Origin of the sequence: Bartonella sp. A1379B (assembly GCF_002022485.1) — a bacterium.
GTDB classification, from domain to species: domain Bacteria; phylum Pseudomonadota; class Alphaproteobacteria; order Rhizobiales; family Rhizobiaceae; genus Bartonella; species Bartonella rochalimae.
In genome coordinates, this window is sequence record NZ_CP019780.1 from 362397 (window position 1) to 380962 (window position 18566).

Sequence of the window (18566 nt, forward strand, 5' to 3'; positions counted from 1 at the left end):
ATTTTAAATACTTTCTGACAGCTCAAAAATAAATAGGTCTAAAAGTGAAGGCTTCTGTTGCCAGGTGCCTTCGAACCCCGCTTAGACCTGCGACGGTTTAAGACTTAGTTTGAAGCTTTCGCATCGCTTAAGCAGCGATGAGACGTGCTTCCGCATAGTTGTCATTTGCAACTACTCATTTAGTCCGATAACGGTGGTACAATGCCGAGTAAAAGAGCAATCTTTACACCCTTGTCGATCCTGTTTCGCCCCCATAAAAATATAATCTTTATTTTATTATATTTTGGTGGAGGCGCCGGGTACCGCCCCCGGGTCCAATTGGTTTATTTCATTGTCCATTTATTACCATAGCTGAAAAGACAGCTTTTTAAATATAAACGAATAACAGTTTTTAGAAAAGGGGGATTGTTAATATTTTAAATCCTCTAATTATTGAGATAAAAATATAATGTGGTTGTGTATAGTTACTGATTATGAGAGGGACTGCAAAATGGTGAATGATCTAGAAAATATTAAATTATATGATGTAAATCCTGATGAAGCTGTAATAGAACGACTTAGATGTCGTTTAACTTTGGTAATGAGACATCAAGATGCATCGTTAGTTTCTACATCAGATCAAAAAGAGTTAGAGCGTGTTGTAAAATGGGCGCAAGATGTATTGGATGTTGATAAGGAAAATGCACAAAAAGCTGTCGCAAAAGTTGCTGAAATGATGTCAGGAAACCGCAAAAAAAATCGTGTTACTTTTTATTATTTGCTTGCCAAGCAAGTTAATGCGCTTGATAAAATTTAAATATTTGAAACTAAATTTTGTATCATAATTTTCAAAAAAGTCTAAATTTCTTTAGACTTTTTTATTTACTATAAGAATATTTAGTGAATATCATCACCTTGGAGATATCCACTTTTTCGAGCGTCAGGCATTAAAAGAACTGCTATGAATGCAACAGTCATCATGCCAGTTACATAAAGATAAAAGATAAATTCATATCCAATATCTTTTAATAAAAGCGCTACAGATTCGGCTGATCCACCAAATAAGGCATTGGCAATAGCATAAGATAAACCAACACCCATTGCTCGTATTGAAGATGGGAACATTTCTGCTTTAACGATACCAGAAATGGATGTATAAAAACTGATAATGCATAACATTCCAATAAGGATTGATAATGCAACCCATGAATTGTTAGTATTGCCAATCATATAAAGTCCAGGAATTGTGAAGATGACAGATAAGACACTCCAAATAATAAGTGAAGTTTTTGTTCCAATTTTATCAGCTAAAGCACCAAATGCTGGTTGAAGTAACATAAAAACAAAAAGTGCAATAGTCATTATAGTTGTAGCTGTATGCTTATCAAAGCCAGTAGTTGTAATGAGATATTTTTGCATATAAGTTGTATAGGTATAAAATGTTAGTGATCCTCCTGCTGTGAAACCAATCACTAGAAAAAAGGCTTTCCGATGGTTACGCCAAAGTTCTCTAATACTACCAGCTTTTTCTTTAGAACGATTCTCTTTAGTTGTTGTTTCATGAAGTGAACGACGGAGATAGATTGCAACAATGGCTCCTAATCCACCAATAGCAAAAGGAATACGCCAACCCCATGCTTTTAGTTGTTCCTCTGTAAGATAAAGGGCTAAAATAAATATAACAAGGCTGGCAAGAAGTTGACCACCAATCAGTGTAGTATACTGAAAAGAGCTAAAAAATCCTCGTCGGTTTTTAAGAGCAATTTCGCTCATATAAGTTGCTGTTGTTCCGTACTCACCGCCAACAGAAAGTCCTTGAAGCATTCGGAGTAAAAGTAAAAGAACTGCTGCTGAGGCTCCAATAGTTTCATAGGTAGGAAGTATAGCAATTAGGAATGAACCGCTACACATCATAAAAACAGAAATAAGCATTGATCGTTTACGTCCATAACGATCAGCAATGAATCCAAAGAGCCATCCACCGATTGGGCGCATAAGAAAACCAATAGAAAAAACTATAGCAGCTTTAAAAAGCTGGAGTATAACGTTGCCGTCTGAAGGGAAAAATTGCGATGCAAAATAAATTGAAGTAAATGAATAAACATAAAAGTCATACCACTCTACTAAATTACCTGAGGCACTAGATATGATAGACCGAATACGTTTTTTCGCATCATATAGTGCTAAAGTTTCTTCATTCTCCATGGAGACCGTCCCTCTTTAATTAAGTTACTTACAATTTGCTTTTTACAATTTGAATCATTAAAATTCAATCGTATAATGGTAATTTCTTGTAAACAGATCATTTTAAGGCGCATTACATTGTATTTTTGTGAGTTTTAAAGTTTCTGTTTTAACAGTATGCAGAATCGGGCATAAACATTAATATGAAAGCATATCTTGATCTCTTATTTCATGTTTTAAACAATGGTATTGATCGTTTCGATCGAACTGGTGTTGGGACAAGGTCGGTTTTTGGATATCAAATGCGATTTAATTTACAGGATGGGTTTCCACTGTTGACAACAAAAAAACTGCATTTGCGTTCAATTATCTACGAGCTTTTATGGTTTCTTAAAGGTGATACAAATATTACATGGTTAAAAGAGCACGGCGTATCTATTTGGGATGAATGGGCTGACAAAAAGGGGGATCTTGGTCCTATTTACGGTTATCAGTGGCGCTCTTGGCCTACATCGGATGGGCGTCATATTGATCAAATAAAAAATCTTTTAGCTATGATTAAAAAGGATCCTTATTCACGTCGTTTAGTTGTATCTGCATGGAATCCTGCAGCGATAGAGGAAATGGCTTTACCTCCCTGTCATTGTTTGTTTCAATTTTATGTTGCTGCTGGTAGATTATCTTGTCAACTGTATCAGCGTTCAGCAGATATTTTTTTGGGTGTTCCATTTAATATTGCCTCTTATGCATTGTTGACAATGATGATTGCTCAAATAAACCATTTACAAGTAGGAGATTTCATTCATACTATTGGTGATGCTCATCTTTATTTAAATCATTTTGAACAGGCAAAACAGCAATTATCTCGTACACCGAAAGCGTTACCAACGATGCTTATTAATCCAGAAGTAAAAAATCTTTTCTCTTTTAAGTTTAAGGACTTTGAGTTGCTTAATTATGAAGCTTTTCCACATATCAAAGCACCGGTGGCAGTATGACTCTTTCAATTTGTTTGATTGCAGCTGTTTCACAAAATAATGTTATAGGTTGTGCGGGTGCGATGCCTTGGCATTTATCAACAGATTTGCAACGTTTTAAAACTTTAACTTTAAATAAGCCTATTGTTATGGGAAGAAAAACTTGGGATTCTCTTGGACGCCCTTTACCGGGTCGTACGAATATTGTTATTACTCGCAATCGTATGTTAATGCCTAAAGGTGCTGTTATTGCTCATTCTTTATCTCAGGCTTGTCATATTGCAGAACAGGTTGCTTTTCAAAGTGGTGCAGATGCATTTTTTATTATTGGGGGTGGTGAAATTTTTCAACAAGGATTACAAATAGCTGATAAAATATTTCTTACTGAGATCCTAGCTTTTATTGAGGGCGATAGTTTTTTTCCTGTTTTTGATAAAGAGAAGTGGACTATGATTAAAACACAATATATTCCAGAAGGTGAGAAAGATGATTATCCAACACGTTTTGTGATTTATGAACGGAAATGATCGTTTGAGATATTGAAAGCATTTATTATTTACATTGTAAGAAAATAATAAGCGCTTTAAACTGAAATCAGAGATCAAGTTTTGTAAATTATTAAGATTTGATTAATAACATTAATCTAAATGAGGTGATAATGCCCTGGACAAATCAAAATGGTAGTGGCCCATGGAGTGGCGATAGAAATAAATCCGATGGAGATAAAAAATTATCGCCTAAGAAACCTTTTGGTTCTGGTGGTAGTAATGGCCCTAATATTGATGATATTTTTCGTAAGGGGCAGGATCAGATCAAACAGTTTGGTGGCGGTGGTGTTTTTATTATATTATTTCTGCTTGTTTTATTTTTTTGGTGTTTTCAATCTATGTATATCGTTCAACAAAATGAACAAGCTGTGGAATTGCGTTTTGGCGTTCCTAAAGAAGGCATTATCAGTGATGGTCTACATTTTCATTTTTGGCCAATTGAAACTTATATGAAAGTTCCTTTAACAGAAAAAACTATTGCTATTGGTGGTCAGTCTAGTCAATTGCAACAAAGTGAAGGTTTGATGCTTTCAAGTGATCAAAATATTGTTAATGTTAATTTTTCTGTTTATTATCGCATTTCAAATCCCAGTCAGTTTTTGTTTAATGTGAATGACCAAGAAGGTACAGTTCGTCAAGTTGCTGAAAGTGCAATGCGTGAGGTGATTGGTTCGCGGCCAGTTGATGATGTTTTGCGTGATAAAAAAGAAGAAGTTGCTGATGATGTCAAAAAAATTATCCAATTGACTGCAGATAAATATCAACTTGGTGTTGAAATAAATCGTGTGTCAATTAGTGAAGCTGCGCCTCCTACTAAAGTTGCTGCTGCTTTTAATTCTGTTCAACAGGCAGAGCAGGAACGAGGACGAATGATTGAAGAGGGTAATCGTGTACATTTTACTAAGATGGGTTTAGCTAATGGTGAAGCTGCACGCACACGGGAAGTTGCAAAAGGTGAAAAAGCGCAGATGATTGAAGAAGCAATAGGACGTTCTGAACGTTTTCAAGCTATAGCGCGTGAAGCTGCGATTGCACCAGAGGCTGCTCGCTATCGTCTTTATATGGAGACGATGGGACGTATTTTTTCTTCTCCAAGAAAGATAGTTTTGGATCAAACAGCTTCTCCGACGGTATCTTATTTACCTTTAAACGAATTGCTCGGCAGTTCATCAAATAAAACAATAACAAAGTCAAAGCGTTCTGTAAGACTATCGGATTCTAACGCTTCTGAGGGATACTAATTATGCAGCAATCTCGTTTCTTTTTTATTTTAGGAACTGTCATATTTGTTTTTATAGCCTTATGGATGTCTGTTTTTATTGTTTATCCTCGTCAACAGATAGCTATTAAGCGCTTTGGACAAATTGTTAATGTAGAACCTAAACCTGGTATTTATTTTAAGGTTCCTTTTTTTGATCATACTGTTATTATTGATAATCGATTGTTGCGTTATGATTTACCTACACAATCTGTTCAGGTTCGTGGTGGTGCATATTATGAAGTGGATGCGTTTTTTATTTACCGGATTACGAATCCGAAACTATTTTTACAACGTATTGCATCTGGTCGTCCACAGATTGCTGCGCGTGAAAATCTTGCACCGCGTTTTATTGATGCTTTGCGTGCTGTTTATGGTAAGCGAGAATTTAAAGCGGCTTTATCGGATGAACGTGGAGCGATGATGGCTGAAGTACAGCGCCAATTTTCTGTAGATGCAGGATCTTTAGGGATTACTATTGTTGATGTGCGGATTCGTAAAACTGATTTAACTGATGCTGTTTCAGAGGATGTGTATCGACAAATGGCAGCTGAACGTGAAGCTGCGGCAGAAGATATTCGTGCTCGTGGTCAGCAAGAACGGGATCGAATTATTGCAGAAGCTAATCGTAAATATGAAGAAATCGTAGCAGCAGCGAAACGTGATGCTGAAATTACCCGTGGTGAAGGGCAGGCTGAGAGTATTCGTCTTTTATTGAATGCACGAAGAGTTAATCCATCATTTTACGATTTTTGGTTAGCAATGGAACAGTACAGGAATTTAGAGAACACTTCGATGGTAATTTCGCCACAAGAGGACTTCTTTTTTTATTTCCGTAATCCACCACAAGCAAATAAAATATTTGCACCTGTAGAGGTCTTGGATAATAAGATGGTGATTGATAAATAGTAACGTTATCATAAGATTTATCATTTTATGAAAAACTTGATCCGTGGATTCTTTCTTTGATGATGAAAGTGGTATGATATTGTAGAATGCATGTTAATTTCATATAAATGTGTATTATAGGTAAAAATATGTTTCTTAAGTGTTTTTCTACGGTAGCTACTACTATTTCTGTAGTTTTGTGTTTATCGGGATCAATAAGTTGGTCTAATGTTGTTTTGCAACAAGATGCACCATTATCAGTGCCTGATTTAGTTACAACGCTTTTAGATACTGTAGTGAATATTTCTACAGTGCAAACAGTTGATGGAACTGAGCAGGATGAAGATACTTCTTTGCCAATCGTTCCAAAAGATTCATTATTACAAGAATATTTTGATGATTTTTTTACACCTGGAGATGATAAGAAAGATAGCCAATTTCAAAAAGTGCGTTCTCTAGGGTCAGGTTTTGTAATTGATGCACAAAAAGGGCTCATTGTTACAAATTATCATGTTATCGCTGATGCTGATTATATTGAGGTTAATTTTGTTGATGGTACAAAGTTAAAGGCAAAATTGCTTGGGAAAGATAGCAAAACAGATTTGGCTTTGCTTCAGGTCGATCCAAAAGGAAAAAAATTAACAGCTGTACGTTTTGGTAGATCAGAAAACGCACGTATTGGTGATTGGGTTATGGCTATAGGCAATCCTCTTGGTTTTGGTAGTAGTGTGACGGTTGGAATTATTTCTGCACGTAATCGTGATCTTAATGCTGGTCCTTATGATAATTTTATTCAAACAGATGCAGCGATTAATCGAGGTAATTCTGGAGGCCCATTATTTGATAGAAGTGGTCAGGTGATTGGCATTAATACAGCAATTGCTTCTGGATCGATAGGTATTGGTTTTGCCATACCTTCTGATATGGCTCTTTCTGTTATAAATCAGTTACGTAATTTTGGAGAAGTAAAACGTGGCTGGTTAGCTATCCGAATTCAACCGATTACAGATGATATTGCAAAAAATTTAAAACTCGATAAGGCTATTGGAGCATTAGTTGTAGGCAAAATAGAAAATGCGGAAGTTGATAATAGTCAGCTGCATATTGGTGATATTATTCTTTGCTTTGGAAAGACAAAAATTAAAAATATGCATGATTTACCGCGTTTAATAGCAGAAGGCTCAGAAGGGCAAGTAGTCAACGTTACAGTTTTGCGTAATGGACAAGAGAAAACAGTAAAAGTTAAACTTGGTCGTTTGGTTGAAACAGATTTGGATGAAAATATAATAGAAAAGTTTGATGATAAAGAAAATGATAATGTACCCAAAAAGATGATAATGCAACATATGGGAATGACGTTATCAGAATTGACAGCTGATTTGCGGCAACGTTACTCAATTTCAGATAAGCTTAATGGATTAATTATAACATCCGTTGCACAAAATAGTGTAGCTGATAAAAAACGTCTTCGTGTTGGTGAGGTAGTTGTTGATATTAATCAAAGCACGATCACAACAATTGAAGATGCCAAAAAACGTCTTCGTAAATTACGTGAAACTGGGCGTAAAAATGCTTTATTTGTTGTTGCTCGTCCAGATGGAGAATTGCGGGTTGTATTAATCCAAATGGATTAATGCTGTAGTATTTTTGTCTGTTATTGCTCATTAACAGAAACATTTGCAGAAAAAGATGAAGGCATTGCTTTTCATGACACAAAGGACAATCACATTGATAGCGGGTCCAACTGCAAGCGGTAAGTCAAAACTTGCGTTAAAAATAGCTCAAGAAAAAAATGCTGTCATTATTAACGCTGATTCAATGCAAATTTATAACACTTTGAATATTTTGACAGCACGACCAACAGAAGATGATATTATAATTTCTCCTCATTACCTTTATGGTTATGTAAGTCCTTCTGTTAGTTATTCTGTAGGACAATGGTTGCGTGATGTAGAAAAGCTTTTAAATGTAATGACATCGAAGTCACTTATTTTTGTTGGTGGAACAGGTCTTTATTTTCGTGCTCTTTTGGAAGGAATTTCAGAAATTCCGGATATTCCAGATGTCTGTCAACAAAAGTGGCGTCGTCGACTTCAAGAAGAGGGGGTTGAGAATCTATATCGTCAGTTATTACAAGTTGATGCTGAGCTCTCTAAGCGTATTTGTGCGCAAGATGGTCAACGCATTATACGCGCTTTGGAAGTTTATGATGTGACAGGTAAAGCACTTAGTTGGTGGCAAAAACAAGAAACAACATCTTTGATTGCAAAGGATTGTTCAGAAAAGATTCTTCTTATTCCACCGCGTCAACAGCTCTATGAAAACATCAATAAGAGATTGGATCGTATGGTTGAACAAGGAGTTTTAGAAGAGGTTCTTATTATAAAGCAACTTATGCTTTCTCCTTTATTACCAGCGATGAAAGCGATTGGTTTACCTGAATTTATAGCTTATTTAGATGGACATTTAAGTTTTGAGAATGCTATTGAGACAGCAAAGACAAAAACTAGGAGATATGCAAAAAGGCAAATGACTTGGTTTCGTAACCAATTAAATGAAGAATGGAAAATTATCGCTGCATAAAAATATTAAAAGTTTGAAGATAGCTTAAAGAGAAGAGGGTATTTTAGATGAAATTTCTTTTGAAGATAATCATATGAAGAAAGAAAATCGTGACAATTAAGATTTAAAATATTTTATTTTAGTTGCTTTATTTAGAAATGATTTCAATATGCATACAGGTGTAACAATAATAGATTTTAGCTTAGCAAATATTATACGTATAAAATTTTTTTACTTACAGTAATGTCAATTTTTAGAGTGCTTGCACTTTTTGTACGAATCTCATTTTATAGGTTATGCAGTTTTCATCAGAACAGGATAATGCATTAAAGGCTGTAGCCGCGTGGTTGAAAAATGGGAAATCACCTATTTTTCGGCTTTTTGGTTATGCAGGAACTGGAAAAACAACACTTGCTCGTTATTTTGCTGAAACAGTTGACGGTCCTGTTCAATTTACTGCCTTTACAGGTAAGGCAGCCGAAGTTTTACGTTCTAAGGGGGCTAGTAATGCTCGCACTATTCATTCATTAATTTATTGCCCTCGCGGTGAAGAAGAAGTGTCTGATGAAGTAACAGGTAAAACATCCCTTACACCAACATTCGCATTGAATCGACAAAGTCCAGTTGCACAAGCTAAACTTGTTATTGTTGATGAATGCTCAATGGTTGATGAGCAATTAGCGCGTGATTTAATGAGTTTTCGAACACCAATTCTGGTTCTTGGTGATCCTGGTCAGTTACCTCCCATATCGGGAGGAGGTTTTTTTTCTGAAAGCACGCCAGATTTTCTGTTATCAGAAATTCATAGACAAGCACGTGATAATCCGATTATTCGTTTAGCTATGGATGTGCGTGAGGGACGTGATATTTCTTATGGAGATTATGGTTTAGCACGTGTTGTTACTCGTAAAGAGGTTAACCAACAATTAGTACTGGAAGCTGATCAACTTTTAGTAGGTATTAATCGAACGCGTTATCTTTATAATAAACGTTTACGTGAATTAAAGGGATTTACAACGGATTATCCACAGGCTGGAGATAAACTTGTATGCTTACGAAATGATCCTACTAAAGGTTTATTGAATGGTTCTTTATGGAAAGTTATGACTTCACAGAAAGAAACTGTTAAACCAGGTATAAATCTTATTATTAAGCCGGAAGATAGTGAACGTGGGGTAGCAAAAGTTAAGCTTTTAAAAGCAATCTTTGAGAATCCTGATAATCAGATTTCATGGCAATTAAAAAAACGATATGATGATTTTGATTATGGATATGCTTTGACAGTCCATAAAGCTCAGGGATCTCAATGGGATAATGTGGTTTTGTTTGATGAAAGTTTTGCATTTCGTGATATGTACGCACGATGGCTTTATACAGGAATTACACGGGCAGCAGAGCGCTTAACAATTGTTCGATAGCACAAGATATTTTATTGTTTGATATTATGTTTAGATATGTTTCTTCTTAACATCAGAGTATTATAGAAGTGGGATAGTGTGTGGTAATAAAACTTTCAGTTAATCTTAATGCTGTTGCTGTTTTGCGTAATAGGCGTAATCTTCCATGGCCAAGCATTGAAAACATTGGATATATAGCGCTTTCTGCTGGCGCAGCAGGCTTGACGGTCCATCCACGTCCGGATGAAAGACATATCCGTTTTGTTGATTTACCAAAAATACGTTTTTTAATGAATAATGCTTTTCCTAATGCTGAATTTAATATTGAAGGTTATCCAAGTGATACATTTTTAGATTTAGCAGAAAAATATGCTGATCAAATTACTCTTGTTCCTGACACTCCAGATCAGTCCACTTCCGATCACGGTTGGGATTTTGCTAGCAGTGCAGAATTTTTAGCGCCTGTTATTCAACGCTTAAAAGCAAAAAATATTCGTGTGTCATTATTTGCTAATACAATTTTAGACGATCTCGATATTGCTAAAGCTATTGGCGCTGATTATGTAGAATTTTATACTGGACCTTATGGTGGTGCGTTTGATGATGAAGAAAAACAAACACAGGAGTTAGATAAATTAGCTTTGGCAGCACAAAAAGCAAGAGAATTACAATTACATATTAATGCAGGCCATGATCTAACAATTGCTAATCTTCCTGCCCTTGTTAATCGGATTCCTTGGATTAATGAAGTTTCTATTGGACACGGACTTATTGCTGATGCATTAGAATATGGAATGCATGAAACTGTTCAGCGTTTCATTCGGTTATTGGCATAAGTTATCTATTCAAGGCAATGTAACGATCGATTGTATTTAGTATCTAAATACTCTTATGTCATTATTGAAAAGTATTATTTATTGTGTAACAATTTGAATTCTTACTTAGTTATAAAATTACTGCTTGCTGCTTTAATTAAGATCTGACAGATAACGCTTTTTCTAAAAGTAGGTTAGTTGCAGTTCGAATATATCTATTTTGAATTAAAAACCTCCTAATTTCTAATAATTAAAAGCATAGGTAATGCTTTGTTTAATTATCTCAAGCATTTAAAAACATTTTGTAGTTATATTATATTTTTAGAAATCAATATGTTATTAATAAATAATATTGATTAATGCCTGATGGCTTTATTATAGAACTATAGAAAGCTATAAATTCAGCAATATTTTAATTATTTTTTATAATTGTGTTATTTGTGCTGCAGATCTGTTGAAAGAAAAATGTAACATTATATGTCTATAGTTTTATTTTCGGAGTTTTGTATGAAATATTTAACAGCGTCTGTTTTTACATTGTTCTCAATTTCTATAGTTCAGGCAACAGACTTTGTGATTCCTTATCAATCATATACTGCTTCACCTGTTGTTTTGTCGTCTACTTTTTCGTGGACAGGTTTTTATTTTGGTGGGAAAATTGGTGTTTTTTCAGGTCAGAGTACGTCGAGTTTTATAGACTCAAATAATGTAAAGCATAACATTATATTTCAAAATCAATCATCACCTAAGCTCTCAGGTGTTGTAGGTGGTCTTTATACAGGTTTAAATATTAATATTAACAATGGTTTTGTTTTGGGCTTTGATACCGATATAAATTGGTCTGGCGCAAAGGATACAAAAGTTATTGATATTATTGCTTCTTTAAAAGCTGATAATAATAAGAAGAGTCAGATAGATTTTGATATAAAACAAAGCTTACAACAAAAATGGCTTAGTGCTATACGCGGGCGTATTGGGTTTAGTTTTGATCGTGTTATGCCTTATATTGCTGGTGGTATTTCTGTGACAAAGCTTCAGAGTACTTATTTAAAGTTTTTTGTGCCATCGAAAAATAATTCATTGACAAGAAGTTCATTAGAAAAGACGCCCCCTGTATTATCAACTTCCAATTCAAAGATAATGAATGGTTATACCATTGGTGGTGGTTTAGATTTTGCAATAACTGATAATTTTATTTTACGTGCAGAATACAATTATTCAGATTTCGGTAAAAAGGAATTTGTAAATAATAATATGAACGTTAGCTATAAAAGCAATGCCTTTTATTTTGGTGTAGCTTGTAAATTTTGAATTTTAGATTAGCTCATTGAACAGTTCTATCAACGATGACGTTTTTGTTTCTGTACATTTTGTCGTTGTTACTTTTCAGCATATGAGGCTTTAATACGAAATGTCTTTAGTTTGAGTGCAAAACTCAATTATTTGATATGGAGGTTTGTGTTATGTTGCAGTCATCAAGTCCAATTACTCAGGCTAATGACTCCTTAATCTCTGAAGGAAATGAGACATTAGAAGATCTTATTATTCGTTTGGAGAATGATATCTTTAATGGAAAGTGGATAGAAGAAATTTATTCAGATATCGATTTTAAAATGATGCCTGCTTTAATAAAGCAGGCAAACAATAAATACCCAAAGATGAATCTTAGGCTTGTTACGACATTTAAAGATTTGGCGGCATCTGTGCAAAAAACAATCGGTGATAGGATTCAATCTTCGAGGTTTATAGTGAATGTACTGACTGATGTTATGCCCCATTTTGTAGTAATTGATCATAAAACTATCAACAATAAACTTTCCTTTATATTATTTGAGTGCACAAGATGTAATAATGAGGTTTCTTTGATACTAATATCAAATGTAAAAAAAGCCATTGAAGGTCTCCAATTGCCTGATTTTTATTGTTCTATTGTAGAAATGGACATTCAGCGAAGTATGTCTGAATGTGGAATTTTTAGTTTAGCTCTCGCTAAAAAACTTTATCTTCGATCTGATAAATTAGAAAAACTGCATAGAGATAATATTAAAGGTGATCGGTGGGATAGAGATGTTTATTTGTCTCATGATTTATTAGATACATATCTTCCAATCGACTTTTATAAACACGTACAAGGTTTGAAGCGTCTTGAGGAATATGTGAAAAAAAATCCAGGATCTGAAAAAGAAATCGTTAACAAAAAAAATGAAACCATTTTTGAGAGATTTGAAAGACATACAATGGTAAAAAGGGGTAAAAATATGTCTGCATCAGCACACAAAAAAAGGATTACTGAATATAAATCATTAATGAGATGATAAAATTTCTTAGATATTATTAGCTAATATGAATGAAGGAAAAGTTATGGATTAAGACCTATTAATTTTGGAAAATTCACTTAGTTTTATACGTTTTGTTTGTAAATTAGGAAAATATTTAATACAATCAAGTGTTTAGTATTAGTACAGTATAGAGTGCAAAGTATAAAGATATATCTTTTTATACAAGCGAATTAAAAAGCAAATCAGAGTGTATGAAAATATTAACTGATGATTTTATAATTCTTAACACTTCAATATAAAAAATTACAATTGTGTTACGAATTAGTGAATATAGATCATGAGCTTTTATTGTAAATGGACAAGGTGTATTTTCTTATCTTAAAAGATTTAAAATTTGATGAAGATATATGAGGGGGTATTGTATAGATCTAAATTATCAGGGTGTTGTTATGAAGAAAAGTGAAATGATGATAAAGTTGGAGGATATTAACATCCCTTCTCCTAAAAATTATGTCTATCCTGACAGTAGAGTGTTGAAGAATAAATATGGAATCATGGAGTGTCAAAAGTTCGAGGAGAGAATGACGCATGATGCATTAAAAGAAACTGTTAAGGTGCTAGAAGAACCTGCTCCAGAGCGGTTTGATTCTTCTTATCTAAAGTATTTGCATAAACGTTTATTTCAGCATGCATTGGAATGGGCTGGGTGCACCCGTGATGTTCCATTTACATTTTCAGATGGTACAAGGGCTGTGATGCCCTCCATGGCAAAGTGTGATTCCGATTTTGGTTTTGCATTTGGTTCAAAGATTAAGGAAGGTTTAGATTTCATCGATCAAAAACTCGCTGAGAAGAATTATTTGAGAGGCTTATCGCGTGAAGAATTTGTTCATAATGCAGCAAAAATATTTGGCTCTATCAATTATATTCATCCTTTTAGGGAAGGTAATGGACGCGTACAAAGATTGTTTTTTGTAAAGCTAGCCAGATCTGTAGGCTATAAACTTGACTTTTCCGCTACAACAACAAAGCGCATGACATATGTGAGTGTTGAGGCTACAAAAAACGCATATATGGAGCCTTTGCGACATTTGTTTGAAGATATTTCCAATCCAGAAAAGGTCGGTATTTTAAAGCAATTCATAAGCAATGCCAAAGAATATAATATCTTTGATTCGAATGAAAAGTTGATTACAGTAGCGAGAGAAGGTGAAACCTATAAGGGGATTGGTAAATTCCTTGCTTCAGATTTTATTGTAATAGAAGCGGGAGATACTTGTATCCTCTCCAATAAAGATTCCCTTACACCAGAACAATTAAGGACATTCAAACTTGGTAGTGATTTCATTTTTACAGCTTTAGATACTAAAGATCTTAAAGAAATTTTTATCCCAGAAGAAAAATTAGCTGCTTTGAGCGAAGATGAAATGATTGAAAAAATTTTAGAATATAGTTCTGTTCGAGAGCAACGAGATAAAATCCAGCATTGTGCAAGATTTATTTATGGACGTTCGGATCAATTGAACGAGATAATAAACATGATTGATATGGATCCGAATTTAGGGGAGGTGTTTTCTGAACAAATTATGGCATGTTGTGATAACAAAAAGTATTTCATAAGTAAAAAAACTAAAGCTACTAATCAAAGTTTTTGTAAACTGAGTAATGAAATTAAAAATTATGCAAATATTGTAGAAGATTCTAGAAATCAAATCTTAAAGGAGTATAAAGAAAGACAAAAACGTTGTGGACAGGTAGTAAAAATGCCCAGCAAGGAAGTGCAATGCATTCTTGATATGCCAGAAGATATGCGGGAAGAAGTTCTGAAATCATGGAATCTTTCATTTCTTAATAAAAGTATCTCTGATTTTATCATTAAAGTTAATCACCGTCTTTCACCATGTGAATGTAAGGCAATCAATGATAAGAACTATGAAGAACTTGCTAAAAGTATTAGCATATCAGAAAGTAAAGCAAAGGCAATTATAAAAACTATTGGGGAAGTCAAAGAAATACAAAAGAAAATACAAGTACTTAGAGCGAATGCTTTAAAGGCGACAGCTATGGCTTGTTAAAATGTGTTTTTCCATTTCATTTATAGGAGTTTTTTTAAGACCTTTCAAGTTGGGGGGGGCTAAGCGTTAGGTGTTATCTCATTCAGATGTGAAGAGAAGTGCTATGATTAGTCTTTTATTGTTGAATTCAAAGAAAGAGTGTTGGACAGCTTGAAAGATTCAGATAGCGCTCTTGATTTTATTTAAACAGAAAAATTTAGAAGTGTGGAGGGGAATGTTAATCTGCAATTTTACATGATTAGAATCCATTTAATGATGTTATGGTGGCATTAAAAGATAGTTTGAAAGTAGTCTTTAAATTATGTTAAGGGAAAATTTATACAAAATGGCACTGATGACGAGAAAACTACTTAAACTAGTTTAGGAAGATCTTTCTTTAACATACATTGTTGATTATTCTATAAAGCTTTTTAAAAGCTCATTTGAACAAATTAATTATTAGCTTGGAAAATAGAACTTTATCAGTACACGAGCTGAAGAAGAATTTAAAAATTACAATGAGATTAGGATAGACTCTATAATCTAAAGTTTTTGAAGTATTATATAATTTTTTTACAACAGTAAGTTGTTTTAATATTCCTGATCAAGATTTTTGTAAAAATGAGATGTAGCGATTCCTAATTTTTTAGGAATTGATTTCTTAAACCGTGCAGTAATGATATCTTTAGCTGTATCAATACTAATAATTCTTTAAGATTTTTAGATGAAATGAAGAGGGTGAGCTAGTTTATTTATTTTGAGAAATTATACTATTGCCTTTCTCTTCAGATCAGTTCCAAGATAACTAACTAAAATAAATTAATAATAATTTGATTTTATATAATCTTTATTTATTCATTGATGAGTGGTTTGTATTTAAGTTTATTTATAAGCGTTTGCTTCTTCATAAATCTACATTTATTTATATAGCTATACCTGGTATTATAATCTAAAACCTTATAAATATTATGATGTTGATAGTTTTTAAGCTCTCTCTTGTGCCGTCTTTATGTTCCTAAAATTTATAAAACGCTTATCTATTTCCAATACTTTACAACAAATGTTTCATGTTATTTCTATGGAATTTTTGCATTGTATTTTGTTTTCTAAGAGTTAACTGTACAATGCATTTTTCTTTTCTTACTTGTATTAAGAAACTATGAAATCGCTTTTCATAATTTAAATATGATTAGCATTTTTGAGTAAGATTTTGAAAATTATTCTTTTATTAGTATGGTAACGCTCTGCCAGATTTCTAAAAACATTGATTTTTGAATAAGGATCAGCATTTGAAATGCTAGCAACAAACACACAAGGCTTTCTTGGTAAGACATCAGTATGAAGAGTTTGAAGATAGGCTTTATTTACGAACACAATCTGTTTATTATAGTGATAAACAAGTTAATAATTGTTCTGTTGAAGATATCAAAGGCCTATTGAGATATTGAATAAGCAAATAAAATCTGTTTAAGAGTACAGGTATTCTCATATTTTCTATTTTATATGTCACGATATTATGAATGGCTGGTTTTATGAATAAAATTACGGACTTTTTAAAAACCTTAGTGGTTATAGCTCGTATGAGGGATTTTATGCGTTCTTGTTTTTCAAACAGTATAGGATAATAATTGTTTGTTTTGTTTGCAATATAAAAGCTTTGCGCTGCTGCTTGAAATAGCTGACGCAAGAAAAATCTTTTAGCTGAAAAGAAGAAATTCATACAGGCTTGAAAACACGATATATGGCCTGGCTGAATGTGATTTTAATTTTGGTAGGTGAGCCTGAAGGAGAGTACAAAGACGCTCTAGCATGTGGCTTAATTTTCAATACAGATATAATGGTAGGACTTTCTTTAGTAAAAGCTAAGCGATTGTTCTGAAAATTCAGATTTTCCTTTAGAAAGCAGCTTAGTTTTTACAAAACAATTTCATTGCCTCATTTTTTAGAATGAAAAAGAGATTAAAGCATAACATTGTAAAGTCATAAATGAGGTTCATTATCTAGTGATAATTCTCAATATGGAAATTAATATATGCCCAAACTAAAAGATTTACTAAACATAATTTGTTGTTCAAAAAAAAATAAAAGCGATGTTGTGTGTCAGAAAAAAGAAAATACTAGATTTAGAAAAAAGTATAATTTTATATTTTGGAATGCTGAACCATTAAAAAGTACTATTATGCGTCTAGAAAACGACATGATGCATGGTAGTTGGTATGACATGCTTTATGGAGAGCTTGATTTAGCAATGATGCCCTCTCTGATAAAGAAAGCAAATGAAAAATATCTACTAATGAACCTTAAATTCTCTGCAACACCTGAGGATGTTCCTATATTAATAAAAAACACAATAGATAATAAGATTCAACTTTCTAGATTGATAGTTAGCTTAGGAGATAACGAAATCCATTTTGCAGTTCTCGATCATCGAATGATCAATGAGAGGATGTCTTTGATATTATTTGAGCCTGTATCATTCAAGCATATGAAGCCGGCGGTACTAGCAATGAGAGTAAAAATGGCCATTGAAGAAAGTCAATTACCTAATTGTCATTTTTCTATAGTAGAAATGGATATTCAACGGAGTGCTTCTGAATGTGGGATTTTTAGTTTGGCTCTAGCTAAAAAGCTTTATTGTGAAATGGATAAATTAGAAAAACTACACAAAGATAATATTAACAATGTCTTGTGTAAATCAGATTTTTTTGTATCTTATGATGAGCTAGACAAGTATCTTCCAGCCACTTTTTACAAACATACGCAGAGCGTAAACCGCCTTAATGAATATATAGAATCAAATCCGAAAGCTAAACGGACAATTATTAACAAGAAGGGCGAAGTTATTTTGGAGAGGTTTGATAAGAATTCAGTCGTGGTAGATAATAAACGGGTATCTTGTTCGCTACATAAAAAAAGAGTTTATGAATATAAATCTTTGATAAGGTAAATATAAATCTTGGATCAAATTGTCAATCTCAAAAAATATATAAATTCAGGATTAGGCTTTTGTGGGGTGTTTATATCTGCCGTGTTAAAGAGTAGTTTTTATTACTTAATAAAGTATACACAATGTATATAGGTGCTAAGAAGCAAGCGTTTAAGGAACGCTGAATTATTAGCATGGGTTGTGGAAACTATTTCTTTTCTGCAAAAAATTAAAGAGTTTAGCCGTTGCATGCTTGAGTATATAATGATGTTATAAAATTTACATTAATGATGTTAATCGGTTTTTTGGGAGCTTTTAGTATTGCGTTCTGCATAAAACAGAGGAGTTAATAGAAAAGATCGAGTCAATTTCCATTAACTTAAAGGAATGTTAGGAACAAAAGAATCTTTTGAAAATAACTATTTATTGTTCGTAGAATTTATGGCACTTTTAAATTACAACAATAAATCTAGAAGCATTAAAAATGCTCGTTCATTTGAAAGAAAAGATTATTGAATGTATTTGTGATATAAGTATATGAAATTCATTTAATAAAGTTAAATACAAGGAAGTTTTTATTAAATTGTGAAAAAATAAAAATACTTCTCATATAGATTCTCTATATTTAAAAAAGTGAGAAGATTGTAACACATTGTATTATCAATTTAAGGACAAACGAAATTTAAAAGATATCATCTT

The 18566-nt window shown here is 33.2% G+C and carries 14 protein-coding genes and 1 other RNA gene; 13 read left to right on the top strand and 2 right to left on the bottom strand.

Annotated elements, in window-relative coordinates; translation table 11 throughout:
- Nucleotides 1-43: 43 nt before the first annotated feature.
- Nucleotides 44-403, bottom strand: a transfer-messenger RNA (tmRNA) gene (gene ssrA, locus BA1379B_RS01445).
- An 87-nt stretch (nucleotides 404-490) separates the two neighbouring features.
- Here ssrA and BA1379B_RS01450 point away from each other — a divergent pair.
- Nucleotides 491-796, top strand: a complete 306-nt coding sequence (locus BA1379B_RS01450) for a DUF2853 family protein (RefSeq protein ID WP_078692316.1) — start codon at nucleotides 491-493, stop codon at nucleotides 794-796.
- Nucleotides 797-876: 80 nt separating this feature from the next.
- Here BA1379B_RS01450 and BA1379B_RS01455 read toward each other — a convergent pair whose 3' ends face one another.
- Nucleotides 877-2184: an MFS family transporter gene (locus BA1379B_RS01455; RefSeq protein ID WP_035006156.1), complete on the bottom strand. Its 1308-nt coding sequence runs from the start codon at nucleotides 2182-2184 to the stop codon at nucleotides 877-879.
- A 182-nt stretch (nucleotides 2185-2366) separates the two neighbouring features.
- Between BA1379B_RS01455 and BA1379B_RS01460 the strand changes: the two genes are divergently transcribed.
- From BA1379B_RS01460 to BA1379B_RS01515, 12 genes are all read left to right on the top strand, one after another.
- Nucleotides 2367-3161 (top strand): thymidylate synthase, encoded by a 795-nt coding sequence (locus BA1379B_RS01460; RefSeq protein ID WP_035006155.1) that lies wholly within the window; start codon nucleotides 2367-2369, stop codon nucleotides 3159-3161.
- Nucleotides 3158-3667 carry a dihydrofolate reductase gene (locus BA1379B_RS01465; RefSeq protein ID WP_035006153.1) on the top strand — a complete coding sequence of 170 codons (510 nt, stop codon included), beginning with the start codon at nucleotides 3158-3160 and terminating at the stop codon, nucleotides 3665-3667. Before BA1379B_RS01460 ends, BA1379B_RS01465 begins: the two co-directional genes overlap by 4 nt.
- 131 nt (nucleotides 3668-3798) lie before the next feature.
- The gene (hflK, locus tag BA1379B_RS01470; RefSeq protein ID WP_078673644.1) at nucleotides 3799-4929 is read left to right on the top strand and encodes an FtsH protease activity modulator HflK; all 1131 of its coding nucleotides are present in this window, start codon (nucleotides 3799-3801) and stop codon (nucleotides 4927-4929) included.
- A 2-nt stretch (nucleotides 4930-4931) separates the two neighbouring features.
- Complete coding sequence (hflC, locus tag BA1379B_RS01475) at nucleotides 4932-5855, top strand: protease modulator HflC (RefSeq protein WP_035006150.1); 924 nt, start codon at nucleotides 4932-4934, stop codon at nucleotides 5853-5855.
- A 128-nt stretch (nucleotides 5856-5983) separates the two neighbouring features.
- Nucleotides 5984-7468 (top strand): Do family serine endopeptidase, encoded by a 1485-nt coding sequence (locus tag BA1379B_RS01480; RefSeq protein WP_035006148.1) that lies wholly within the window; start codon nucleotides 5984-5986, stop codon nucleotides 7466-7468.
- Nucleotides 7469-7541: 73 nt separating this feature from the next.
- Nucleotides 7542-8417, top strand: a complete 876-nt coding sequence (gene miaA, locus BA1379B_RS01485; RefSeq protein ID WP_078673645.1) for a tRNA (adenosine(37)-N6)-dimethylallyltransferase MiaA — start codon at nucleotides 7542-7544, stop codon at nucleotides 8415-8417.
- 275 nt (nucleotides 8418-8692) lie between these two features.
- Nucleotides 8693-9814 (top strand): ATP-dependent DNA helicase, encoded by a 1122-nt coding sequence (locus BA1379B_RS01490; protein ID WP_035006145.1) that lies wholly within the window; start codon nucleotides 8693-8695, stop codon nucleotides 9812-9814.
- A gap of 80 nt (nucleotides 9815-9894) precedes the next feature.
- Nucleotides 9895-10629, top strand: coding sequence for a pyridoxine 5'-phosphate synthase (locus BA1379B_RS01495; protein ID WP_078673646.1), 735 nt, complete (start codon nucleotides 9895-9897; stop codon nucleotides 10627-10629).
- 486 nt (nucleotides 10630-11115) lie between these two features.
- Nucleotides 11116-11919 (top strand): outer membrane protein, encoded by an 804-nt coding sequence (locus BA1379B_RS01500; RefSeq protein ID WP_035006142.1) that lies wholly within the window; start codon nucleotides 11116-11118, stop codon nucleotides 11917-11919.
- 152 nt (nucleotides 11920-12071) lie between these two features.
- Nucleotides 12072-12923, top strand: a complete 852-nt coding sequence (locus BA1379B_RS01505) for a YopJ/AvrA family T3SS effector serine/threonine acetyltransferase (protein WP_078692318.1) — start codon at nucleotides 12072-12074, stop codon at nucleotides 12921-12923.
- Between the two features lie 413 nt (nucleotides 12924-13336).
- Nucleotides 13337-14962 carry a BID domain-containing T4SS effector gene (locus BA1379B_RS01510; RefSeq protein ID WP_194284899.1) on the top strand — a complete coding sequence of 542 codons (1626 nt, stop codon included), beginning with the start codon at nucleotides 13337-13339 and terminating at the stop codon, nucleotides 14960-14962.
- Nucleotides 14963-16973: 2011 nt separating this feature from the next.
- Entirely contained in the window at nucleotides 16974-17888 is a 915-nt protein-coding gene (locus tag BA1379B_RS01515) for a YopJ/AvrA family T3SS effector serine/threonine acetyltransferase (protein ID WP_078673651.1), read from the top strand.
- Nucleotides 17889-18566: the final 678 nt, after the last annotated feature.

Bases quoted from the DNA above. Each gene is read 5' to 3' on its own strand.
- BA1379B_RS01455 (WP_035006156.1), bottom strand. From the start codon at position 2,184: ATGGAGAATGAAGAAACTTTAGCACTATATGATGCGAAAAAACGTATT.
- BA1379B_RS01515 (WP_078673651.1), top strand. From the start codon at position 16,974: ATGCCCAAACTAAAAGATTTACTAAACATAATTTGTTGTTCAAAAAAA.
- BA1379B_RS01460 (WP_035006155.1), top strand. From the start codon at position 2,367: ATGAAAGCATATCTTGATCTCTTATTTCATGTTTTAAACAATGGTATT.
- BA1379B_RS01505 (WP_078692318.1), top strand. From the start codon at position 12,072: ATGTTGCAGTCATCAAGTCCAATTACTCAGGCTAATGACTCCTTAATC.
- BA1379B_RS01450 (WP_078692316.1), top strand. From the start codon at position 491: ATGGTGAATGATCTAGAAAATATTAAATTATATGATGTAAATCCTGAT.
- hflK (WP_078673644.1), top strand. From the start codon at position 3,799: ATGCCCTGGACAAATCAAAATGGTAGTGGCCCATGGAGTGGCGATAGA.
- BA1379B_RS01490 (WP_035006145.1), top strand. From the start codon at position 8,693: ATGCAGTTTTCATCAGAACAGGATAATGCATTAAAGGCTGTAGCCGCG.
- hflC (WP_035006150.1), top strand. From the start codon at position 4,932: ATGCAGCAATCTCGTTTCTTTTTTATTTTAGGAACTGTCATATTTGTT.
- miaA (WP_078673645.1), top strand. From the start codon at position 7,542: ATGACACAAAGGACAATCACATTGATAGCGGGTCCAACTGCAAGCGGT.
- BA1379B_RS01480 (WP_035006148.1), top strand. From the start codon at position 5,984: ATGTTTCTTAAGTGTTTTTCTACGGTAGCTACTACTATTTCTGTAGTT.
- BA1379B_RS01500 (WP_035006142.1), top strand. From the start codon at position 11,116: ATGAAATATTTAACAGCGTCTGTTTTTACATTGTTCTCAATTTCTATA.
- BA1379B_RS01465 (WP_035006153.1), top strand. From the start codon at position 3,158: ATGACTCTTTCAATTTGTTTGATTGCAGCTGTTTCACAAAATAATGTT.
- BA1379B_RS01510 (WP_194284899.1), top strand. From the start codon at position 13,337: ATGAAGAAAAGTGAAATGATGATAAAGTTGGAGGATATTAACATCCCT.